The organism is Prauserella cavernicola, from assembly GCF_016595675.1.
Taxonomy (GTDB): domain Bacteria; phylum Actinomycetota; class Actinomycetes; order Mycobacteriales; family Pseudonocardiaceae; genus Prauserella_A; species Prauserella_A cavernicola.
In genome coordinates this window covers 263,487-283,732 of record NZ_JAENJH010000006.1, presented here as the reverse complement: position 1 = coordinate 283,732, position 20,246 = coordinate 263,487, and the positions used below count along the sequence as shown (strand labels likewise).

18 protein-coding genes are annotated in these 20,246 nt (G+C 71.8%); 10 read left to right on the top strand and 8 right to left on the bottom strand.

Annotated features, from left to right (window positions below):
• Positions 1-63 precede the first annotated feature (63 nt).
• Positions 64-825, top strand: a complete 762-nt coding sequence (locus tag JHE00_RS23700) for an SDR family NAD(P)-dependent oxidoreductase (protein ID WP_200321844.1) — start codon at positions 64-66, stop codon at positions 823-825.
• A 36-nt stretch (positions 826-861) separates the two neighbouring features.
• Here the strand turns inward: JHE00_RS23700 and JHE00_RS23695 are convergent, their stop codons facing one another.
• The 7 genes from JHE00_RS23695 to JHE00_RS23665 are packed head-to-tail and all read right to left on the bottom strand — an operon-like array spanning position 862 to position 8,880.
• Complete coding sequence (locus tag JHE00_RS23695; RefSeq protein WP_200321842.1) at positions 862-2,022, bottom strand: CaiB/BaiF CoA transferase family protein; 1,161 nt, start codon at positions 2,020-2,022, stop codon at positions 862-864.
• Positions 2,019-3,503 carry an aldehyde dehydrogenase family protein gene (locus JHE00_RS23690; protein ID WP_200321839.1) on the bottom strand — a complete coding sequence of 495 codons (1,485 nt, stop codon included), beginning with the start codon at positions 3,501-3,503 and terminating at the stop codon, positions 2,019-2,021. The genes JHE00_RS23695 and JHE00_RS23690 overlap by 4 nt, the downstream gene beginning before the upstream one ends.
• Entirely contained in the window at positions 3,500-3,994 is a 495-nt protein-coding gene (locus tag JHE00_RS23685; RefSeq protein ID WP_230424822.1) for a MaoC family dehydratase, read from the bottom strand. Before JHE00_RS23685 ends, JHE00_RS23690 begins: the two co-directional genes overlap by 4 nt.
• Positions 3,991-4,884 carry an HpcH/HpaI aldolase/citrate lyase family protein gene (locus JHE00_RS23680; protein ID WP_200321837.1) on the bottom strand — a complete coding sequence of 298 codons (894 nt, stop codon included), beginning with the start codon at positions 4,882-4,884 and terminating at the stop codon, positions 3,991-3,993. Before JHE00_RS23680 ends, JHE00_RS23685 begins: the two co-directional genes overlap by 4 nt.
• Positions 4,884-6,050, bottom strand: a complete 1,167-nt coding sequence (locus JHE00_RS23675; RefSeq protein WP_200321835.1) for an acyl-CoA dehydrogenase family protein — start codon at positions 6,048-6,050, stop codon at positions 4,884-4,886. Before JHE00_RS23675 ends, JHE00_RS23680 begins: the two co-directional genes overlap by 1 nt.
• Complete coding sequence (locus JHE00_RS23670) at positions 6,050-7,684, bottom strand: AMP-binding protein (protein WP_200321833.1); 1,635 nt, start codon at positions 7,682-7,684, stop codon at positions 6,050-6,052. The genes JHE00_RS23675 and JHE00_RS23670 overlap by 1 nt, the downstream gene beginning before the upstream one ends.
• A gap of 23 nt (positions 7,685-7,707) precedes the next feature.
• Positions 7,708-8,880, bottom strand: coding sequence for an acyl-CoA dehydrogenase family protein (locus JHE00_RS23665; protein ID WP_307832077.1), 1,173 nt, complete (start codon positions 8,878-8,880; stop codon positions 7,708-7,710).
• A gap of 119 nt (positions 8,881-8,999) precedes the next feature.
• Between JHE00_RS23665 and JHE00_RS23660 the strand changes: the two genes are divergently transcribed.
• From JHE00_RS23660 to JHE00_RS23650, 3 genes are read left to right on the top strand one after another with little or no spacing between them, the layout of a single operon-like run.
• Positions 9,000-10,175 (top strand): thiolase family protein, encoded by a 1,176-nt coding sequence (locus JHE00_RS23660; RefSeq protein WP_200321831.1) that lies wholly within the window; start codon positions 9,000-9,002, stop codon positions 10,173-10,175.
• Positions 10,176-10,197: 22 nt separating this feature from the next.
• Positions 10,198-10,956, top strand: coding sequence for an SDR family NAD(P)-dependent oxidoreductase (locus JHE00_RS23655; protein WP_200321829.1), 759 nt, complete (start codon positions 10,198-10,200; stop codon positions 10,954-10,956).
• Positions 10,953-11,717 (top strand): crotonase/enoyl-CoA hydratase family protein, encoded by a 765-nt coding sequence (locus JHE00_RS23650; protein ID WP_200321826.1) that lies wholly within the window; start codon positions 10,953-10,955, stop codon positions 11,715-11,717. The genes JHE00_RS23655 and JHE00_RS23650 overlap by 4 nt, the downstream gene beginning before the upstream one ends.
• Positions 11,718-11,776: 59 nt before the next feature.
• On the opposite strand, the gene JHE00_RS23645 is transcribed toward JHE00_RS23650, so the two are convergent.
• On the bottom strand, positions 11,777-13,105 hold the full coding sequence (locus tag JHE00_RS23645; RefSeq protein WP_200321824.1) for an MFS transporter: 1,329 nt from the start codon (positions 13,103-13,105) through the stop codon (positions 11,777-11,779).
• 136 nt (positions 13,106-13,241) lie between these two features.
• Between JHE00_RS23645 and JHE00_RS23640 the strand changes: the two genes are divergently transcribed.
• The 6 genes from JHE00_RS23640 to JHE00_RS23615 all read left to right on the top strand — a co-directional run bounded on the left by JHE00_RS23640 (position 13,242) and on the right by JHE00_RS23615 (position 20,203).
• Positions 13,242-14,069 carry a mycofactocin-coupled SDR family oxidoreductase gene (locus JHE00_RS23640; RefSeq protein WP_200321822.1) on the top strand — a complete coding sequence of 276 codons (828 nt, stop codon included), beginning with the start codon at positions 13,242-13,244 and terminating at the stop codon, positions 14,067-14,069.
• 120 nt (positions 14,070-14,189) lie between these two features.
• Positions 14,190-15,524 (top strand): MFS transporter, encoded by a 1,335-nt coding sequence (locus tag JHE00_RS23635; RefSeq protein WP_200321820.1) that lies wholly within the window; start codon positions 14,190-14,192, stop codon positions 15,522-15,524.
• 17 nt (positions 15,525-15,541) lie between these two features.
• Positions 15,542-16,621, top strand: a complete 1,080-nt coding sequence (locus tag JHE00_RS23630; protein WP_200321818.1) for a Zn-dependent alcohol dehydrogenase — start codon at positions 15,542-15,544, stop codon at positions 16,619-16,621.
• Complete coding sequence (locus JHE00_RS23625; protein WP_200321816.1) at positions 16,621-18,075, top strand: aldehyde dehydrogenase; 1,455 nt, start codon at positions 16,621-16,623, stop codon at positions 18,073-18,075. Before JHE00_RS23630 ends, JHE00_RS23625 begins: the two co-directional genes overlap by 1 nt.
• Positions 18,072-19,664 (top strand): flavin-containing monooxygenase, encoded by a 1,593-nt coding sequence (locus JHE00_RS23620; protein ID WP_200321814.1) that lies wholly within the window; start codon positions 18,072-18,074, stop codon positions 19,662-19,664. Before JHE00_RS23625 ends, JHE00_RS23620 begins: the two co-directional genes overlap by 4 nt.
• Entirely contained in the window at positions 19,661-20,203 is a 543-nt protein-coding gene (locus tag JHE00_RS23615) for a nuclear transport factor 2 family protein (RefSeq protein ID WP_200321812.1), read from the top strand. The genes JHE00_RS23620 and JHE00_RS23615 overlap by 4 nt, the downstream gene beginning before the upstream one ends.
• Positions 20,204-20,246 lie beyond the last annotated feature (43 nt).

Below are 20,246 nucleotides of genomic sequence, written 5' to 3'. Positions count from 1 at the left end.
CCATTCTCAGTTATCTTCGGGACCTGTCAGCCCGTGCCGAGGCGGGCCGGAAGGAGCTCGACCGTGTTCGATCCCAAGCAGGCCTTCGATCTCACCGGCAGAGTCGCCCTGGTGACCGGCGGCAGCCGAGGGCTTGGCCGCGCCATGGTGACCGGGCTCGCCCGGGCCGGGGCGGACGTCGTCATCGCCAGCCGCAAGCTCGAAGCCTGTGAGCAGGCCGCCGCCGAGGTGGAGCGCGACACCGGCCGCACCGCGCTGCCGATGGCCGTGCACGTGGGCCGTTGGGAGGGCCTGGAGCCGTTCCTCGACACCGTGTACGAGCGGTTCGGCCGGCTGGACGTGCTGATCAACAACGCGGGGATGTCGCCGCTGTACGACACGGTCGAGAGCATCTCCGAGGAGCTGTTCGACAAGGTCCTCTCCGTGAATCTCAAGGGGCCCTTCCGGCTCACGGCCCTCGCGGGCGCCCGCATGGCCGCCGCGGGCGGCGGATCGATCGTCAACATCACCAGCGCGGCCGCCGCCAGGCCGCGGGCCTCCGTGGTGCCCTACGCCGCGGCGAAGGCGGGGCTCAACGCGGCGACCGTCGGCCTCGCGCACGCCTTCGGCCCCACGGTGCGGGTGAACGCGATCATGGCGGGCACCTTCCTCACCGACGTCAGCTCCTCCTGGGACGAGGACGCGTTCGCCCAGCGCGCCAGTGCCTTCGCGCTGGGCCGGGGCGGGGAGCCGGACGAGATCGTGGGAACCGCGCTCTACCTGGCCTCTGCCGCGTCGAGTTTCACCACGGGCGCCGTGCTCACCGTGGACGGCGGCCAGCCCTGAGCGGCGGGTGGGGGCGGTAGCGCCGCCCCCACCCGGTCAGCCCGCCTTGGCCGTCGGGTCCATCCCGAGTTCGGCGAAGACCTCCGCCGTGTGCTCCCCGACCCCCGGAACACCGTCGTAGGCCGGTCCCGCGTAGCCATCGAGGTGCAGGATCGGCCCTGGCATCACCAGTCCCCCGCCCAGCCCGACGAGTGTCCGTTCCCGGAAGTGCGGGTCGGCCACGATGTCGGCGGCGTCGTTGACGGGCGCGCTGACCACCTCGTACTCCTCCAGCACGGCGAGTGCCGCGTCCCGGTCCAGCGAGCGCACCCAGTCGCGGACCTCCTGCTGGACGAGGTCGTTGTGCTCCAGCCGGGCCGAACCCGTGGCGAACCGAGGATCGGCCACGAGCTCCGAGCGGCCCATCGCCTGGAACAGCCGCACCGCGATGGCCTGGTTCGACGCGGCGATCGAGAGGAAGCGCCCGTCCGCGGCCTCGTAGATCCCGCGCGGTGAGGCCGCGCCGGTGGCGTTGCCGATCCGGCCCTGGACCTCCCCGAGACCCGAGTACTTGAGCAACATGTCGCCCACGATGAACATCAGCGGCTCGTAGAGCGCCACGTCCACCACTCCGCCGCGGCCGCTCGCGCTGCGCTGGAACAGGGTCATGCCGACACCCATCGCCGCCGAGATCCCGGCGATGGAGTCCGCGAACCCGAAGGGCGGCGAGGTCGGCGGCAGCTCGGGCCAGCCGTTGATGTGGGCGAACCCGCTCGAGGTCTCCGCGACCGTGCCGAAGCCGGGACGCTGCCGGTACGGGCCGGTCTGCCCGAAGCCGGACACCCGCGCCAGCACGAGCCCGGGGTTGTCCGCACTGAGCTCGGGGTAGCCGAGGCCCCACTCCTCGAGCCTGCCCGGCCGGAACGACTCCACGACGACGTCGAAGTGCGCGGCCATCCGCCGGATCGTGGCGCGGCCATCCACCGTGCGGAGGTCGACACCGACCGAGCGTTTACCGGCGTTGAGGCGGCAGAACCCGAGCGAGAGCCCGTCCTTCTGCGGAACCCACTGGCGCGCGTAGTCGCCGCCCGTGGGGTCCTCCACCTTGACGACGTCGGCACCGAAGTCGCGCAGCATCCGCCCGGCGGTGGGCGCGGCGTAGCCCGCGCCCAGTTCCAGAACCCGCACCCCGGCGAGCGGTCCCTGTGTGCCCGTCATCGGCTCTCTCCCTCGACTCGCCATTGGATGTGCCGGGGTTCCAGGAAGTCGTGGATGCCCCACTCGCCCAGCTCACGGCCCACGCCCGAGCGGCCCGAGCCGCCGAAGGGGGCGTCCGGCCGCATCCCGCCACCGCCGTTGACCCACACCGTGCCCGCCCGCAGGCACTGGGCGACCCGACGGCCCTGTGCGAGCTCCGGCGCCCACACGTTCGCCGCCAGCCCGTAGGCGGTGTCGTTGGCCAGCCGCACCGCCTCGTCGGTGGCGGCGAAGGGCACCACCACGGCGACCGGCCCGAAGATCTCCTGCTGCACCGCGGCCGCGCTGTGCGGGAGACCGCCGAGCAGCACCGGTTCGACGTACCAGCCCTTGTCCGGCAACGGTGTTCCGGTGCGCAGCAGCACCCGCCCACCATCGGCGAGCGCGTCGTCAACGAAGCTCCGCACCCGGTCGCGGTGGTCCGGCCGGATCATGGGCCCGACGGTGGTCTCCGGGTCCCAGGGGTCACCGACCGTCAGCTGGGCGAACGCGTCCGCACTCGCCGCGAGGAACCGGTCGTAGAGCCCCTCGTGCACCAGCAGCCGGGCGAGCGCCGCGCACCCCTGCCCGCCGTTGCGGGACCACCGCAGGTGCAGTTCGAGTGCGAAGTCCTCCACCCGGCAGCCGGGGAGCACGATGTTCGCGGACTTGCCGCCCAGCTCCAGGGTCACGCCCGCGAGAGTCGTCGCCGCCTGAGCCATGATCCGGGCGCCCACGGCGTCGGATCCGGTGAAGGTGACCTTGTCGACTCCGGCGTGCGACGAGAGCTGCCGCCCGGTGTCGGCGTCGCCGGCGATCACGTTGAGCACGCCCGCGGGCAGCCCGGACTCCCGCACGATCTCGCCGAGCAGCAGCGTGGTCAACGGCGTGCGCGGCGAGGGCAGCAACACCACGGTGCAGCCCGCGGCCAGCGCCGCGCCGAACTTGAAGACCGCCAGGTTCAGTGGGTAGTTGTAGCCGGTGATCGCGGCGACGACGCCGGTCGGATAGTGGTCGACCTCGCTCACCGTGGGCACCGGCGTGGCGTGGGCGCCGAGGTGCACCGTGCGGTCCTTCGGCGCCGCGTCCGCCTGCCACCGCAGGTGTTCGAGTCCCAGTCGCAGTTGCATCGGCTCGGCCAGCGAGACGGGCGTGCCCACCTCGTTGACGATCGAGGCGAGCAGTTCGGGCAGCCGGGCCTCCATCGCGTCCGCGAGCCGGTGCAGGGCGGCACGCCGTTGCTCGCCCGTGGCCTCGGACCAGTCCGGGAACGCGGCTCTGGCCGCGGCGACCGCCCGATCGACCTGCACTGAGGAGGCCCCGCGCACGACGGCGAGGCGCGCTTCGGTGGCGGGGTTGTGGACCTCCCACTCGGTGCCCTCGGGTACGACGGCCCTGCCGCCGATGGTCAGCTCGCGGGCGGACGGGACGTAGTGGCGGTCCGCGGTGACCGCCGCCGTCACGAGTCGCTCTCCCCGCCGGGCATCGTCGACATCAGCCCGACCCGCGTGCAGCGCATGACCAGCACGTCGTCCTGGTTGTAACCGCGGTGTTCGAACCACACGATCCCGGAGTCGGTACGGCTCTTCGACGCCCGCTTGTCGAGGATCGTCGTCTCGCCGCGCAGGGTGTCGCCGTGGAACACGGGGTGCGGGAACTCGATCTTCTCGTAGCCCAGGTTGCCGAGCGTGGTGCCCATGGTCAGCTCGGGCACGTGGAAGGCGCCGATCAGCGCCACGGTGAACAGGCTGTTGAGCACCCGGCCGCCGTGGATGGTGGTCTTGGCGTACTCCTCGTCGAGGTGCAGCGGCGCCAGGTTCATCGTCAGCGACGTGAACATGACGTTGTCCATCTCGGTGATCGTGCGCCGGAACGCGTGCCTGTACTCGGCGCCGACCTCGAACTCCTCGAAGTAGAGCCCGCGCATCGGTGGCCGCTGGGTCGGTGCGGTCATCGGTGATCTCCTCCGGTGGTGAGTGCGTCGGCGCGCGCCAGCCATTCCAGCGCCTTGTCGTAGTGCGCCTTGTCGACGTGCACGCCGCGGTAGCGCAGCGCGCCGGATCCCCCTGCCGCGGCGTTGGAGTAGGCCTCGACCAGGCCGCGGTGGAAGTCGATGTCGGCCTCCGACGGCGTGAAGACCTCGTTGACGACGCCGACGTGGCTCGGGTGGATCGCGATCATGCCCCGGAATCCGAGCCTGCGACCGCGGGTCGCGAAGTCGTGCAGGCCGTCCAGGTCCGCGAGGGCCTCCCACAGTCCGGTCAGTGCGTGGATGTTCGCCTCGCGGCACGCGAGCAGGATGCGGCTGCGGTGGTAGAGCGTCTCGGTGCCCTCGGGGGTCCACTCGTAGCCGACGGCACGGGCGATGTCGGCGTGCTCGGCCGTGGGGCCGATCATCGCGCCGACCCGAGGCGAGGCGGCGATGATCTCCCGGCAGTTCTGGATCGCGGGGACCGTCTCGACGGGAACGATGTACTCCAGATCCCTGACGCCCGAACGAACTTCGAAGTGATCGAGCAGCGCGTCGTAGCGCAGCACGTCCGACGCGGTCTCGATCTTGGGCGCGAAGACACCCGTCAGCCCCGGCACCACCACGGCCTCGAGATCGCCGCCGGTGAGCCTGGTGTGCAACGGGTTGACGCGCACGAACACGCCGACGTCCCGGGTGTCGGCACGGACCCGCGCGATCGAGTCCGCCACGGTCGCCCGTGCCGCGGCCTTCTGCGCGTCGGGAACCGAGTCCTCGAGGTCCAGCACGATCGCGTCGGCACCGGCGCGCAGCGCCTTGTCCACCCACGCGGGCCGGTGACCGGGCACGAACAGGACGGAGCGATAGGGCCGCATCAGTAGCTCCTCGGCAGGCCCAGCACGTGCTCGGCCATGTAGTTGAGGACCATCTCCTGGCTGATCGGCGCGATCCGCATCAGCCGCGACTCCCGGAAGTAGCGCTCCACGTGGTACTCCTTCGAGTACCCGTAGCCGCCGTGGGTGCCCAGCGCCGCGTCTGCGGCGAAGAAACCGGCCTCGGCGGCCAGGAACTTCGCCTCGTTCGCCTCCTTGCCCGCCGGCTCGTCGTTGTCGATCAGCCAGGCGGCCTTGTGACACATGAGATCCGCGGCGTCGAGCTGCACCTGCGCCTTGGCCAGCGGATGCGAGATCGCCTGGTTCTGCCCGATGGGCCTGCCGAACACCACGCGGTCCTGGGCGTAGGTCGTGGCCCGGCGCAGCGCGGCACGGCCGATGCCGATCGCGGCGTTCGCGGAGATCACGCGCTCGGCGTTGAGCCCGGCGAGGATGGTCCGGAAGCCCTTGCCGACCTCGCCGATCTCGTCGCCGTCCGGCACGAACAGCCCGTCGATGAACAGTTCGTTGGTGTCGACGGCGTTGCGCCCCATCTTCGGGATCTTGCGCACGACGACCTTGTCCCGGTCCATCGGCGCGAAGAACAGCGTCATCCCGTCCGTGCGCTTGGCTCCCTCGGAGCGGGGTGCGGTGCGGCACAGGATGATCAGCCGCTCGGCCTCCTGCGCCTTGGTGATCCACACCTTCTTGCCCGAGATCGACCAGCCGCCGTCGACCTTCGTGGCGAACGTGGAGATGGTCGTGGTGTCGGTCCCGGCGTCCGGCTCGGTCACGGCGAAGGAGACGTGCAGGTCGCCAGCCACCAGCCGGGGCAGGAAGCGCCGCTTCAGGTCGTCGCTGCCGTGCTTGATGATCGACTCGAAGCCGAAGATGCCGATGTGCACGGCACTGCAGCCGCCCATTCCCGCCCCGGACTTCGCGATCTCCTGCTCGACGATGGCCGCCTCGGTCACACCGAGCCCGCCACCGCCGTACTCGGTCGGCACGGTCAGCCCGAGCCAGCCGCCCTCGACCACGGCGTCGTAGAACTCCCACGGGAACTCCTGGGAGTCGTCGTGTTCGGCCCAGTAGTCGTCGGGGAACTTCGCGCACAGGGCACGGACGGCCTCGCGGATGTCGTCGTGAGTGGTGTCGGAGGAGAAATCCATCAACGGGCCCCTGTCCGGTCGAAGGTGTCGGTGGTGACGCCGTCCTGGCGAAGGGCCGCCTTGCGGACCTTCTCCGACGGCGTCTTGGGCAGCGCGTCCACGGTGCGGACGAAACGCGGGATGGCGAACTCGGGAATCCGGCCCCGGCACCAGCCGAGCACCTCGTCCGGGTCTACAGCGCCGTCGGCGACGATCACGGCCATGACCTCGTCCTCGCCGGCCTCGATCCCGGCGGGCACACCGATCACCGCGCACTCGCGGACGCCCGGATGGGCCAGCACCGCCTGCTCCACCTCGTAGGAGCTGATGTTCTCGCCGCGGCGGCGCAGCGCGTCCTTGTAGCGGTCGACGAAGTAGAACCAGCCGTCGGCGTCCTTGCGCAGCGCGTCCCCGGTGTGGAACCAGAGATTGCGCCACGCCTCAACGGTTTTCTCGGGCATGTTGTAGTAGCCGTCGCTGGTGGTCCAGGGCTGGACCGGGCGCACGACGAGCTCGCCGACCTCGCCGACCTCGACCTCCTGGTCGGTGTCGGGGTCCACGAGCCGCAGGTCGAACCAGTCCGCGTTCGCCAGGCCCGCCGCTCCGGCGGGGCGCTGCTCGCCGTAGGGCGACAGGATCGGCGTGCAGGTCTCGGTGAGCCCGAAGGCGTCCACGATGGACTCGATGCCGAAGCGCTCGCGGAACTCGTCCACGATGCTCGACGCGGTGGGCGCGGCGTAGACGGCCCGCAGGGTGTTGTCGGCGTCGCCGGCGCGCGGCGGCTGCTTCCAGACGAAGTCCATCATCACGCCGACGAGGTTCGTGACCGTCACCCCGGACTCCCGGATGTGGTCGACCCAGCGGCTCGCGCTGAACTTCGGCCGCACGACGGCGCGTCCGCCCGCGACGATCGCGGGCAGCACCGCCATGAACTGCGCGTTGCCGTGGAACAGCGGGGTCGTGGCCAGGTAGGTGTCCGCGCTGGTCAGTTTCATCAGGTTGGCGACGACCTCGCCGAAGAAGTGCAGCTGCGCGTGCGGCATGGCCACGCCCTTGGACGGGCCGGTGGTGCCGGAGGTGAAGAACACCGCGCCCAGGTCCTGCGGGCGCGGCGCGGGCAGCGTGCGCGGGGTGCCGTCCTCGAGCACGTCCCACGCGTCGGCGGCCCAGCCGTGTTCGCGCAACAGGGCGACCGCGGCCGGTCCGCCTCCGTTGTCGATCACCCAGAACCGCTCGATGCCGCGGGCGTGCTCGGCGATCGCGACGAAGCGGGCGGCCTGGTCGTCGTCGATCACCGCGAACCGCGCGTCCACCGTGACGACCTGGTGGCGCAGGAACTCGCCCTCGTAGTTGGTGTTCACGGGCACCTCGACCAGCCCGCCGACGGCGGCGCCGAGGTAGCTGCGGACGAACCGGGACGAGTTGGCGGCCATCAGCACGACCCGGTCACCCGCCACGGCGCCCGCGTCGTGGAAGGCACCCGCGATCCGCTCGGCCGAGGCGAGCGCCTCACCGTAGGTCCACTCCAGCCCCTCCTCCGGCGTCATGAGGAGCGTGGCGTCCGGGGTGGCCTCGACGTGGTGGCGCAGCACCGTGGGCAGTGCCCAGTCGGCGGGGTCCGCGAACAGCGTGCGGAAGCCCTCGTAGGTACGCATCGATGCGTTCCCCTCTCTGGCGATCAGCGACGTTGGTCGAAGGAGCGGCCCAGCAACTCCGACACGATCCGGATCCGCTGCATCGACGGCGTGCCGCCGGCCAGCGCCCAGCCGTGCGAGTCGCGGTGCAGCCGCTCCAGGCCGAACTCCTCGGTGTAGCCGTTGCCGCCGTGCAGCTGCATTGCCAGGTCAGTGACCCGCTTGGCCGTCTCGTTGGCCGTGCACTTGGCGAGCGACACCTGTAGCGAGTCCGGCAGGGTGCCGGGGCCGACCCCCTCCGCGGCGCGGCGGATCAGCAACCGGGCCGCCTCCACCTGGAGCAGCATGTCGGCCAGGCTCATCTGCACGCTCTGGAACTCGACCAGTGGCTTGCCGAACTGCTCCCGCTCCTGCACGTAGCGCACGGTGCGATCCAGCGCGGCCTGCCCGATCGCCAGGCTCATCGTGGAGTTGCCGAGCCGCTCGATCGCGAAGGTGCCGAACAGTTCCCTGAACCGGCCCGCTCCGAGCACCAGGTTCTCCGCGGGCACCTCGACGTCGTCGAAGATCACGTCCGCGGAGGGGATTCCGCGAAAGCCCATCAGCTTCTCGCGCTCGCCGAAACTCACGCCCTTGCGGTCCGCCTCGACGACCACGGCGCCGATGGCCTTGGAGCCGGGCGCGTCGCTCATCCGCGCGTAGACCAGGTAGTAGTCGGCCTCGCTGCCGTTCGAGATCCACCGCTTCGAGCCGTTGACGATCACCGTGTCGCCCTCGACGCGCGCGGTGGTGCGCATGTCGGTGGCCGCCGAGCCGGCGTCGGGTTCCGAGATCGCCACGGCCATCGTGGCCTCGCCCGTGCAGATCCGGGGCAGGATCCGCGACTTCTGTTCCTCGGTGCCCAGCCGGGCGATCACCTGCGCCGGGCCGGTGTTGGACTCGAAGACCTGGAACGCCGCAGGCCTGCACTCCTTGGCCAGCTGCTCGATCACGGCGAGCGCCACGGTCAGCGGCGCGCCGCCCCCGCCGTGCTCCTCCGGCAGTGCCAGTCCAAGAAAGCCCAGCTCGCCCAGGTACCGGCGCTCCTCGTGCGGGAACGCGGTGCGGTCGCGGTCCCACTGCTCCGCCAGCGGGGCGTAGCGCTTGGCCGCGACGTCTGCCGCGACGGCCTCCAGCGCCTGCTGCTCCTCGCTGCCGATGCCGGCTGTCGTCGTCACCGATCCCGCCTCCTTTTCTCATGACCATCGTCATGGTTCGTTCGTTCGAAGCTTGCTCTGACAAAGCCCGAGATGCAAGGCTGATGATTGGAATCATCATAAGAGATTGGAGTCACCCCATGGGGCAGGCGGTCATCGTGGACGCCGTGCGCTCTCCGGTCGGCAGAGGCAGGCCGGGAGGGGCGCTGGCCGACGTGCACCCGGTCGACCTGCTGGCAAAGGTGCTGCGGGGCCTGATCGAGCGGACCGGGATCGACCCGGCAGCGGTGGACGACGTCGTCGTCGGGTGCGTGGGAGGCAACGGCGAGCAGTCCGCCACGCCGGGCAGGCAGGCCGTGCTGGCGGCGGGCTTTCCCGTGCACGTCCCCGCGGTGACCGTCGAGCGCAAGTGCGGGTCGGGCCAGCAGGCCGTCGACTTCGCCGTCCAGGGCGTGCTCGCGGGTGCCTACGACGTGGCGATCGCCGCGGGAGTCGAGTCGATGAGCCGGGTACCGATGGGCTCGGCGCGGATGGGCGCCGATCCGCACGGTCCCGGTGTCACGGCCCGGTTCCCGGACCTGGTTCCCCAGGGCGTGGCGGCCGAGCTCGTCGCCGAACGGTGGGGCCTGAGCCGCCGCGAGCTCGACGAGTACGCGGCGCGCTCGCACGCACTCGCCGCCCGCGCCAGCGACGACGGTCTGTTCGCCGCCGAGATCGTCCCGATCACCACACCCGCGGGCACGGTCGAGCGCGACGAGACCATCCGCCCCGGCACCACGGTCGAGAAGCTGGCAGGCCTCTCCCCCGCCTTCGCCGTCGAGCCCCACCTCGGCCGCCTGCCCGGCCACGAATGGACGATCACAGCGGGCAACTCGTCGCAGATCAGCGACGGCGCCGCCGCGGTGCTCGTGCTGTCCGAGGAGCGAGCGGCGGCACTGGGCCTGCGTCCGCGCGCCCGTGTGGTGGCCAGCGCCGTCGTCGGCGACGACCCGACGCTCATGCTCACCGGCCCCATCCCCGCCACCCGCAAGGTCCTCGACCGCGCAGGCCTGTCCGTCGACGCCATCGACGCCTTCGAGGTCAACGAGGCGTTCGCGCCGGTGCCGTTGGCGTGGCAGCGCGAGCTCGGGGCCGCCGCCGAACGGATGAACCCGCTCGGCGGCGCGATCGCGCTCGGCCACCCGCTGGGAGCGTCCGGGACGCGGCTGATGACGACCCTGCTCGGCCACCTGGAGCGCACCGGCGGCCGGTACGGGCTGCAGACGATGTGCGAGGCGGGCGGCATGGCGAACGCGACCGTGCTCGAACGGCTCTGACCACCCAGAGGAGAGGAACCCGATGGAACTGCAGAACGCCTCCGCCGTCGTCACCGGCGGCGCCTCCGGACTGGGCCTGGCCACGGTCCGGCGCTTCGTGGAACGCGGTGTGCCGACCGTCGTGCTGGACCTGCCCGGCTCGGACGGGCAGCGGGTCGCCGAGGAGCTCGGCGAGCTCGTGACCTTCGCGCCCGCCGACGTCACCGATCCCGCGGCCGTCGACGCGGGCCTCGACCTCGCCCGCTCGCCGATCCGCGCGCTGGTGCACTGCGCCGGGCGAGGCGGCACCGTCCGCGTCGTCGAGAAGGACGGCTCCCCCGGCTCGCTGGAGACGTACGAGTCGATCGTGCGCACCAACCTGGTCGGGACGTTCAACGTCCTGCGGCTCGCGGCCGCCCGCATGGTCGCCAACGAGCCGGTCGACGGCGAGCGCGGCGTGTGCGTGCTCACCGCGTCGGTCGCGGCGTGGGAGGGCCAGATCGGGCAGATCCCGTACGCCTCGGCCAAGGCGGGTGTGGTCGGGATGACCCTGGTCGCCGCCAGGGACCTGGCCCGCAAGCTCGTGCGCGTGTGCTCGATCGCCCCGGGGACCTTCGACACCCCGATCCTGTCGCGCTTCCCCGACGAGGTGCTGGACAAGCTGGCCGCACAGACGCCGCACCCGCAGCGGCTCGGCAGGCCGGACGAGTTCGCCGCGCTGGCGCACCACATCATCGACAACGCCATGCTCAACGGCGAGACGCTGCGGCTCGACGGCGCGATCCGGATGGCCGCCCGATGAGCGCGCCGGTGCGGGTCGAGCAGCGCGACGGGGTCCAAGTCATCACGATCGACCGGCCCGAGGTGCGCAACGCCGTCGACACGGCCACCGCGCGGGCCATCGCCGCCGCACTGGACGAGCTCGACGCCACCGATCACCTCGTCGCGGGCGTGCTCACCGGCGCTGGCGGCGTGTTCTGCGCGGGCATGGACCTCAAGGCGTTCCTGGCCGGCGAACGGCCGTCGGTGCCGGGCCGGGGCTTCGCGGGGATCGTCGAGGGACCGCCGGAGAAGCCGTTGATCGCCGCCGTCGAGGGCGCGGCGGTGGCGGGTGGTTTCGAGATCGCGCTCGCCTGCGACCTGATCGTCGCCTCCTCGGACGCCCGGTTCGGGCTCCCCGAGGTCCGGCGCGGGCTCGTCGCGGCAGGAGGCGGGCTGCTGCGGCTGCCGAAGCGGGTGCCCCGCCAGCTCGCGACCGAGTGGGCGCTTACCGGGGCGCTCGTCCCGGCCTCGACCGCGCACGAGGTGCACCTCGTCAACCGGCTCACCGAACCGGGCGGCGCGCTCGATGCGGCGCTCGAACTGGCCACCGCCATCGCCGCCAACGGGCCGCTCGCGGTCCGGGCGACCAAGCAGATCCTCGCACGCGGCGAGGACTGGGACTCCGCGGAGGCCTTCGACCGGCAGCGCGAGCTCAGCGAGCCCGTGCGGGCCTCCGAGGACGCGCGGGAGGGCGCGGCGGCGTTTCGCGAGAAGCGCGCCCCGCGCTGGCAGGGCCGCTGACGGCAGGGCTCCCGCCGGTGCGCACGCGTGGTGCGCACCGGCGAGCGGCGGCGGGCGGTTCAGGCCCGGACCTCGTCCCGGTCCGCGGCGGACTCGGGGTCCTGGAGTCTGCGCCCGTCCAGGTGCCTGCGGGGCAGCGCCAGCACCAGCGCCGCACCGACCGCCGCGGGGATCACGAAGACGTAGAAGCTCCACTGGAACGGCAGCCCGGCCGCGCTGATCACTCCGCCCAGGATCGGGCCGATGATGCCGCCGAGGCGCGCCACCGTCATGATCGAGCCCATCGCGGTCGCCCTGACGGCGGGCGGGAACCAGATGGCGCAGAAGCCGTTGAGGATCACCGACGTCCCGTTGGCTCCGACCCCGGCCAGGAACACGGCCCCGTAGAGCACGGCGGTCGGCGGGCTCGCGCTCATCACGAGCAGCGCGGCCACCCCGACCCCGAACCCGCACAGCGCCATCCGTCTCGGGCCGACCCGGTCGGCGAACCAGGACAGGACGGTGGCACCGACGATCGCGCCGAGGCTCATCGTCGCGAGGAAGCTCAGCGCCGAGCCCAGCGGATACCCGGCGGTCCGCATGATCTGCGGCAGCCACGTGTTGAGCCCGTAGATGAACAGCTGGCCGATCAGCGTCGTCAGACCGAACACGACGGCGGCCAGCAGCAACGGACGTCGGGCCAGGTCCCGCAGGTGCACGCGCTGCCGTTCGGTCTGCTCCCGCGCCGTGACCACCGGGTCCGGCAGCCCGTAGCGAGCCGCCGTCCGCCGGGCCTCCTCGATCCGCCCCTTCGCCATGAGGAAGTCCACGGACTCGGGCAGCGCGAACACCACGATGGGCACGAGCACGACCATCGCGACGATCCCGACGCCGTACATCGGCCGGAACCCGAGGTCCTCGATCACGAACAGGCCGAGCACGGCGGCGGCGATGGTGCCCACCGAGAAACCCGAGCTGACGAGCGCGTTGAACAGGTTGCGGCGGTGCCTCGGCGCGTACTCCACGGTCAGTGCGAGCGCCGTCGGCAGCAGTCCGCCGAGCCCGATCCCGCACAGGAACCGCAGGAGGCCGAACACCTCCGGGTTCGGCGCGAGCGAGCAGCCGAGCATGAACAGCGAGAACCAGCTGATGGAGAAGATCAGCATCTTCTTGCGGCCCAGCAGGTCCGTGGCGATGCCGCAGATCAGGGTGCCCACGAGCATGCCCACGAACGCGTAGCTCGCGATGACCCCGGCCTGGACGGCGTCGAGTCCCCAGGGCTCGTACTCCAGCAGCGCCGGGATCGTCGTGGCGTAGACGGACAGGTCGTAGCCGTCGAAGACCACGGCAAGGCAACAGATGACGGCCACCAGCGTGCCGCTGCGTCGCCGGTTCTGCACTTCGGTCATGCGGTCCTCCTCGACCGTGAAACCAGGATGCCTCCGCGTGCGCCCGCACTTCGGAAGACGCAAAGGATGATTGCAATCATGACAAGAGATGTCTAGCGTGTGTCCGAACGTCGCCGATGACGAGGGAGAGCCGCCGATGAACCGCTTCGAGGGCAAGGTCGCGTTCGTGACCGGGGGCGCGCGGGGACAGGGCCGGTCCCACGCCCTGCGGCTCGCCCGCGAGGGCGCCGACGTGGTGGCCGTGGACATTGTGGACCAGCTCGCCTCGGTGCAGTACCGGATGGCCACGCCAGCCGACCTCGCCGAGACGGAGCAGGCCGTCCGCGATCTCGGCAGGCGGTTTCTGGGCATCACCGCGGACGTGCGCGACCAGGCCCAGGTCGACGCCGCGGTGGAGCAGGCCTACGCCGAGTTCGGACGGGTCGACGTGGTGCTGGCGAACGCGGGGATCCTGCCCTCCACCGGGCCACAGGCCCAGGAGATGAGCGCCTGGCACGACACCATCGCCACCAACCTGTCCGGGGTGTACTACACGCTGAAGGCCTTCGCGCCGCGGCTGATCGAGGCGGGGGTTCCCGCCGCCGTGTGCATCACCGGCTCCACGTCGAGCTTTCGCGGCGTGGCCTACAAGCCGGAGATGCTCAGCCCCGGGCACATGGCCTACGGCGCCGCCAAACACGGCGTCCTCGCGCTGATGAAGAACTTCGCGATGGTCCTGGGCAAGTACCGGATCCGCGTCAACACCGTGATCCCGGCCGGCGTGGACACCCCGATGACCAACAACGAGTACTTCCGCGCCGAACTCGCGAGCGACGCCCCGGGCGGGTGGATGGCGAACGTGATGGAACACGGACTCGTGGACGCGGGCGACATCTCCGACGCGGTGCTGTGGCTGTGCTCGGACCAGGCGGCCTTCGTCACCGGCACGGCGCTGCCGGTCGACATGGGGACCCTGCTGATCTGAGATCGCCGCCCGGGGGCGGCGGTATCGCACGTGGTGTGACTGACGAGGTCGGCAACCGACCGCGTTTTCTCTCGTGTGCCGGCGATCCGTCGCCGACCGCTCGGTCGAGGAGGACCGCAGATGAGTGAGCACGTCCAGGACGTGGGCCCGGTCGCGTCACCACCGCCGGGCCTCTCCGCTCCCAGCACCGGATCCGACCTGCGCCGCGTGGTGCTCGGCGGCGTCGCGGGGCAGATCATCGAGTTCTACGACTACGCGCTCTACGGGCTGCTCGCCGCCTCGATCGCGCGGGTGTTCTTCCCCGCCGACGATCCGGCCTCGGGGGTGCTCGCCGCGTTCGCCGTGTTCGGCGTCGCGAACGTGATGCGGCCGCTGGGCGGGCTGGTGCTCGGCCCGCTCGGCGACCGCTTCGGGCGGCGCACCGTGTTGCTGGCCTCGGTCGCGGGCATATCCGTGGCGACCTTCCTCGTCGGGATCCTGCCGGGACCGTCCGCGATCGGTGTCGCCGCGCCGATCCTGCTGGTGCTGCTGCGGCTGCTGCAGGGCTTTTCGGCCGGAGGCGAGGTCATCTCCGTGGTGACCTACGTGGCGGAGCACTCCCCCGCGAAGCGCCGGGGGCTGCTCACGGCGTTCCTGCAGAGCGGGTCCACCGGGGCGTTCCTGCTCGCCTCGCTGGTGGTGTACCTGGTCTCGGCCGTGGTGCCGGAGTCGGCGTTCGACGTCTGGGGCTGGCGCATCCCGTTCCTGCTGGCGCTGCCGCTGGGCGTGCTGGCGCTGTGGTTGCGGTTCCGACTGGACGAGAGCCCGGTCTTCACCCAGCTGCGCGCCGAGGGCGAGATCTCGCGCACCCCGCTGCGGGACGCGCTGACCGGACGGCCGTGGCTGATCGTGCAGAGCATCGGCGTGGTCGCGCTGACGTTCGGCTCCAGTTTCGTGTTCCTCACCTACTTCCCGACGATGCTGCGGGCCGCCGGACTGACCAGCCAGGAGGCGTTCCTGGTCACCACCGTCGGTCTGGCGGCCAGCGTCGTCACCCAGCCGCTGATGGGTGCGCTGTCCGACCGCGTGGGACGCAAACCCGTGGCGCTGGCGGCGGCCGTGTTCTTCGCAGTCGGCAGCTATCCGCTGTTCGGGCTGATGGCGTCGGGGTCGCTGGCGGCGGCGATGGTCGGGATGAGCCTGCTGGCAGTGGGACTGGGCGGCGCCGTGGCCGTGGTGATCTGCTTCTTCACCGAGTTCACCTCGTCGCGGACCCGGATGGCGACCTTCGCCGTGGGCTACAACATCGGCGGCGCGCTCTTCGGCGGCCCGGCGTTGTTTCTCGCCCAGTTGCTCACCGTGCAGACCGGCGACCCCAGCTCTCCCGCGTACTTCCTGATGGGGACGGCGGTGATCAGCTTCGTCGCGCTGCTGAGCATCCGGGACTACGCGCGGACCGGCGAGCCCATCCGCTGAGCAGACAGGAGACGACGATGAAGGCTGCGGTGCTGACCCGGATCTCGGGTCCTCTCGAACTGCTGGACGTGCAACTCGCCGATCCGGCTCCGGACGAGGTCGTCGTCCGGGTCGCGGCGTCCGGGATCTGCCACTCGGACAAACACGCCTACGACGGCGGCCAGTCAATGCCACTGCCCGCGGTGCTGGGTCACGAGGTCGCCGGGGTCGTGCAGCGAACCGGCGCGGACGTGCGGGGGCTGCGGCCCGGCGACCACGTGGTGACCGCTCCCTCCGGGTTCTGCGGACGCTGCGACTGGTGCCTGTCCGGACTGTCGCACCACTGCGCGGCGAACGGGCGGACCCGGCCGGCGGGACAACCGTCGCGGCTGTCGATGGACGGCGCCCCCGTCACGGCGTTCGTGGGGCTGGGCGGCTTCGCGGAGTACCTGCTGGTGCACGAGAGCGCGCTGTGTCCGGTGCCCACGGAGTTGCCGCTGGACCGTGCGGCCCTGCTCGGCTGCGCGGTGGTCACCGGGTTCGGCGCGGTGCTGCGCACCGCCGAGGTCCGGCCGGGTGCCACGGTCGCGGTGCTCGGCTGCGGTGGTGTCGGGCTCAACGTCGTGCAGGCCGCCCGGTTCGCGGGCGCGGCCCGGATCGTGGCGCTCGACCGGCAGCCCGCCAAGCTGGAGCGCGCCCGCCACTTCGGCGCGACCGACGTCGTCGACGCCTCCGAGGGCGACGCGGCGGAGCAGGTCCGCGAGCTGACCGGCGGCGGTGTCGAGCACGCCTTCGAGGTGGTCGGGCGTCCGGAGACCGTCGAGCAGTCCTTCGCGATGCTGCGACCCCGCGGCACCACCACGATGGTCGGCGTCCCCGGCGCGGGCGACCGCGCGTCGATCCCGCTGCCCGAGCTGCTGCAGGAGAAGCGGCTGCAGGGCAGCAGGCTGGGATCCAGCCGTTTCCGGATCGATGTCGACCTCTACGCACGCCTCTACCTGGAAGGCCGGATCATGCTCGATGAGCTGTTGTCCCACCGCGTCGGGCTGGCCGAGGCCGGCGACGCCCTCGCGGGCATGGACACCTCGACCGCGGCCCGCACGGTGGTGGTCTTCTGATGGCGCTCCCCACGACCGAGATCCGGACCCGCGAACAGGTCTTCGTCGGCGGCGTCTGGCGGGACTCCGCGGGCGGCACCCCGGTCGAGGTCCGCGACCCCGCCACCCTGCGTCCGGTCGGCACCGCGGTGCTCGCCTCGGCCGAGGACGTCGACGTCGCCGTGGACTCCGCCGTCGCCACGTTCGAGTCCGGGACCTGGCGGGGCCGCCCGGCGGCCGAGCGTGCCGCGGTGCTGCGCCGGGCGGCCGATCACCTCGAGGGGCTCGGCGACCTGGCGGTGGACCTGCTCACCCACGAACTCGGCTGTGTGCGCGGCTTCGCGGCCGCCGCCCACGTCCCCAACCCGATCAGGCACCTGCGCTACTACGCCGACCTCATCGAGGCCGGACCCGCCGAACAGATCCGCGAGGACGGGACGTGGCGGAGCCTGGTGGTGCGCGAGCCCGTCGGCGTGGTCGGGGCGATCACGCCCTGGAACGGTCCGCTCAGCTCGCCGGTGCTCAAGGTCGCGCCCGCACTCGCGGCGGGCTGCTCGGTGGTGCTCAAACCACCGCCGGAGACGCCGCTGACGGCGCTGCTGCTGGCGGACGCCATGCAGGTCGCCGGGCTGCCGGAGGGCGCGCTGAGCGTGCTGCCCGCGACCCGCGAGGTGGGTGAGCACCTGGTCCGGCACCCCGGCGTCGACAAGATCGCCTTCACCGGCAGTACCGCCGCGGGAAAGCGAATCCTGGGCCTCTGCGCGGACCGCGTCGCCAGGGTGACGCTGGAGCTCGGCGGGAAGTCCGCCGCCGTGGTGCTCGACGACGCCGACCCGGACACCGTGCTCGACGCCCTGCTGCCGATGGCGATGACCGTGAACGGTCAGCTGTGCATCGCGCAGAGTCGCCTGCTCGTACCGCGCCACCGGGAGGCCGAGTTCACCGACGCGCTGTGGGCTCGGCTGCAGGCGCTGCCCGTCGGCGATCCCTTCGACCCGGCGACCCGGATCGGGCCGCTCGTCAGTGCGGCGCAACGGGATCGGGTGCGGGACTATCTCGACCTCGCCCGCGAGGAGGGCGCCCGGGTGCTCGGTGGCGACGTCCCCGACCTGCCGGGCTGGTTCGTGTCGCCCGCTCTGCTCGCGGGAGCGTCGAACTCCATGCGAGCGGTGCGGGAGGAGATCTTCGGCCCGGTCATGGCGCTCGTGGCCTACGACGACGTCGACTCCGCCGTCGCGCTGGCCAACGACTCGCCGTACGGGCTGTCGGGCTCGGTCTGGTCGGCCGACTCCGATCGTGCGCTCGCCGTGGCCAGCCGGATCCGCACCGGGATGGTCAGCGTCAACGGCGCACCGCAGGCGTTCGGGACGCCGTTCGGCGGCATGAAGCAGTCCGGCCTCGGCCGCGAGATGGGGCCGGAAGGTCTTGCCGCGTACCAGGAACTGAAGTCGATCGCCCTCGGGCGCGCGTCGTGACAGCGCCGCTGGAGCGTGACGTCGTGGTGGTCGGCGCCGGGTTCGGCGGGCTCTACGCGCTGCACCGGCTCCGCGAGGCGGGCTGGCGGGTGCTGGTCCTCGAACGCGGCGACGACGTGGGCGGCACCTGGTACTGGAACCGGTACCCGGGCGCGCGCTGCGATGTGGAGAGCGTCGACTACTCGTACTCGTTCTCCGCCGGGCTGGAACAGGACTGGCAGTGGACCGAGCGCTACGCGGCGCAGCCGGAGATCCTGCGCTACCTGGAGCACGTGGCCGAGCGCTTCGATCTGCGCCGCGACATCCGCTTCTCCTCCACGGTCGAGGACGCGCGGTTCTCCGGCTGGCACTGGACGGTGCGCACCGAGGACGGCCTGACAGTGCGGGCGCGCTACCTGGTGATGGCCTCCGGCAACCTGTCGGAACCGCGCGACCCGGACATCCCCGGGCTGGCCGAGTTCTCCGGGCAGCTGCTGCACACCGCGCGCTGGCCCCGCGACGGGGTCGATCTCACCGGCAGGCGGGTCGGGGTGATCGGCACCGGATCGTCGGGAACCCAGGCGATCCCACTGCTCGCGAAGCAGGCCGCGCACCTCACGGTCTTCCAGCGCACGCCCACGTTCAGCCTGCCCGCGGTGAACCAGCCGCTCGACCCAGCCGCGCTCGCCGAGCTCAAGCGGACCTATCCCGAGCGTCGCAGGCGGGCCCGCTACAGCCGCAACGGACAGCTCCGGGCGTGGGGCGAGAAGTCCGCGCTGGAGGTCACCGCCGACGAGCGCGAGAAGGAGTACGAGCAGCGCTGGCAGGCGGGCGGCGGTGGCTTCATCGGCGCGTTCCGGGACCTGCTCGACGACGAGCGCGCCAACGAGACGGCGGCGGACTTCGTGCGCGGCAAGATCGCCGACATCGTGGCCGACCCCGACACGGCCGCCGCGCTGCAACCCCGCGGCTACCCGATCGGCGCGAAGCGGGTCACGGTGGACACGGGCTACTACGCCACCTACAACCGCGCGAACGTGTCGCTCGTGGACCTGCGCGCGAACCCGATCTCCCTGATCGAACAGCGCGGCGTGCGGACCGGCAGGGGCCTGCACGAGCTGGACACGCTCGTGCTCGCCACCGGGTTCGATGCGATGACCGGCGCCGTGCTCGCCGTGGACATCCGCGGTACGGGCCCGACGCTGCGGGAGAAGTGGCACGCCGGGCCGCGCACCCTGCTCGGCGTGATGACAGCGGGCTTTCCCAACCTCTTCCTCGTGACCGGACCGGGCAGCCCATCGGTGCTGAGCAACATGGTCGTCTCCATCGAGCAGCACGTGGACTGGATCACGGACCTGCTGCGCCACGCCGCGGAGACCGGCAGGCCGGTGGTCGAGGCGGACGTCGCGGCCGAGGACGCCTGGGTGGAGCACGTGAACGAACTGTCCGCCCGGACGCTCTTCCCGCGTGGCAACTCCTGGTACCTGGGCGCGAACGTGCCCGGCAAGCCGAGGGTGTTCATGCCCTACGTGGGCGGTGTCGGCACCTACCGGCAGCACTGCGAGCGGGTCGCCGCGGACGGCTATCCCGGATTCCGGTTCGCGTCATGACCGTCGAACAGCGACTGGACCGGCTCGAGGCGCGGCAGAACCTCGAGGACCTGATCGGCCGTTACGCGCTGGCCTGCGACGACCGGGACCTCGACGCGCTCGCGGACTGCTACACCGACGACGGGATCTTCGACTCCGTCGGCGGTCCGGTGCGGGGCCGCGCCGCGTTGCTGCGCACCTACCGCGACCGGCTCGGCCCCCACCCCACCGTGCACCTCGCGCACCGGCTGGTCCTCGACGAGCTGCACACCGACCACGCGAGCGGGCGGGTCGTCGCACGCTCCGAGATCGTCCGGCCCGACGGGCTGTTCGTGATCGCCCACCGGTACTCCGACACCTACCGGCGGGAGCCGGACGGCTGGCGCTTCGCCCGTCGTCTCAGCCGGATGTACTACGCCTGCCCAGCCGGCGAGCTCCACACACTCACCCCGGACGGCAGCCGGGCCCGCTGGCCGGGCCGCCCCGCCGGAGCTGCCGACCTGCCCGAGTCGCTGCCCGGCTGGGTGGAGTTCCTCGACCACGAACGGCAGCCCGAATGACCCCGACTCCCTGACCTCAGCTCCGCGCGTCCCCCACTTCGAC

Coding starts and splice junctions, on each gene's coding strand:
- JHE00_RS23695 (WP_200321842.1), bottom strand. CDS start 2,022: ATGACGGGCACACAGGGACCGCTCGCCGGGGTGCGGGTTCTGGAACTG.
- JHE00_RS23685 (WP_230424822.1), bottom strand. CDS start 3,994: ATGACCGCACCGACCCAGCGGCCACCGATGCGCGGGCTCTACTTCGAG.
- JHE00_RS23680 (WP_200321837.1), bottom strand. CDS start 4,884: ATGCGGCCCTATCGCTCCGTCCTGTTCGTGCCCGGTCACCGGCCCGCG.
- JHE00_RS23675 (WP_200321835.1), bottom strand. CDS start 6,050: ATGGATTTCTCCTCCGACACCACTCACGACGACATCCGCGAGGCCGTC.
- JHE00_RS23670 (WP_200321833.1), bottom strand. CDS start 7,684: ATGCGTACCTACGAGGGCTTCCGCACGCTGTTCGCGGACCCCGCCGAC.
- JHE00_RS23660 (WP_200321831.1), top strand. CDS start 9,000: ATGGGGCAGGCGGTCATCGTGGACGCCGTGCGCTCTCCGGTCGGCAGA.
- JHE00_RS23655 (WP_200321829.1), top strand. CDS start 10,198: ATGGAACTGCAGAACGCCTCCGCCGTCGTCACCGGCGGCGCCTCCGGA.
- JHE00_RS23650 (WP_200321826.1), top strand. CDS start 10,953: ATGAGCGCGCCGGTGCGGGTCGAGCAGCGCGACGGGGTCCAAGTCATC.
- JHE00_RS23645 (WP_200321824.1), bottom strand. CDS start 13,105: ATGACCGAAGTGCAGAACCGGCGACGCAGCGGCACGCTGGTGGCCGTC.
- JHE00_RS23640 (WP_200321822.1), top strand. CDS start 13,242: ATGAACCGCTTCGAGGGCAAGGTCGCGTTCGTGACCGGGGGCGCGCGG.
- JHE00_RS23635 (WP_200321820.1), top strand. CDS start 14,190: ATGAGTGAGCACGTCCAGGACGTGGGCCCGGTCGCGTCACCACCGCCG.
- JHE00_RS23630 (WP_200321818.1), top strand. CDS start 15,542: ATGAAGGCTGCGGTGCTGACCCGGATCTCGGGTCCTCTCGAACTGCTG.
- JHE00_RS23625 (WP_200321816.1), top strand. CDS start 16,621: ATGGCGCTCCCCACGACCGAGATCCGGACCCGCGAACAGGTCTTCGTC.
- JHE00_RS23615 (WP_200321812.1), top strand. CDS start 19,661: ATGACCGTCGAACAGCGACTGGACCGGCTCGAGGCGCGGCAGAACCTC.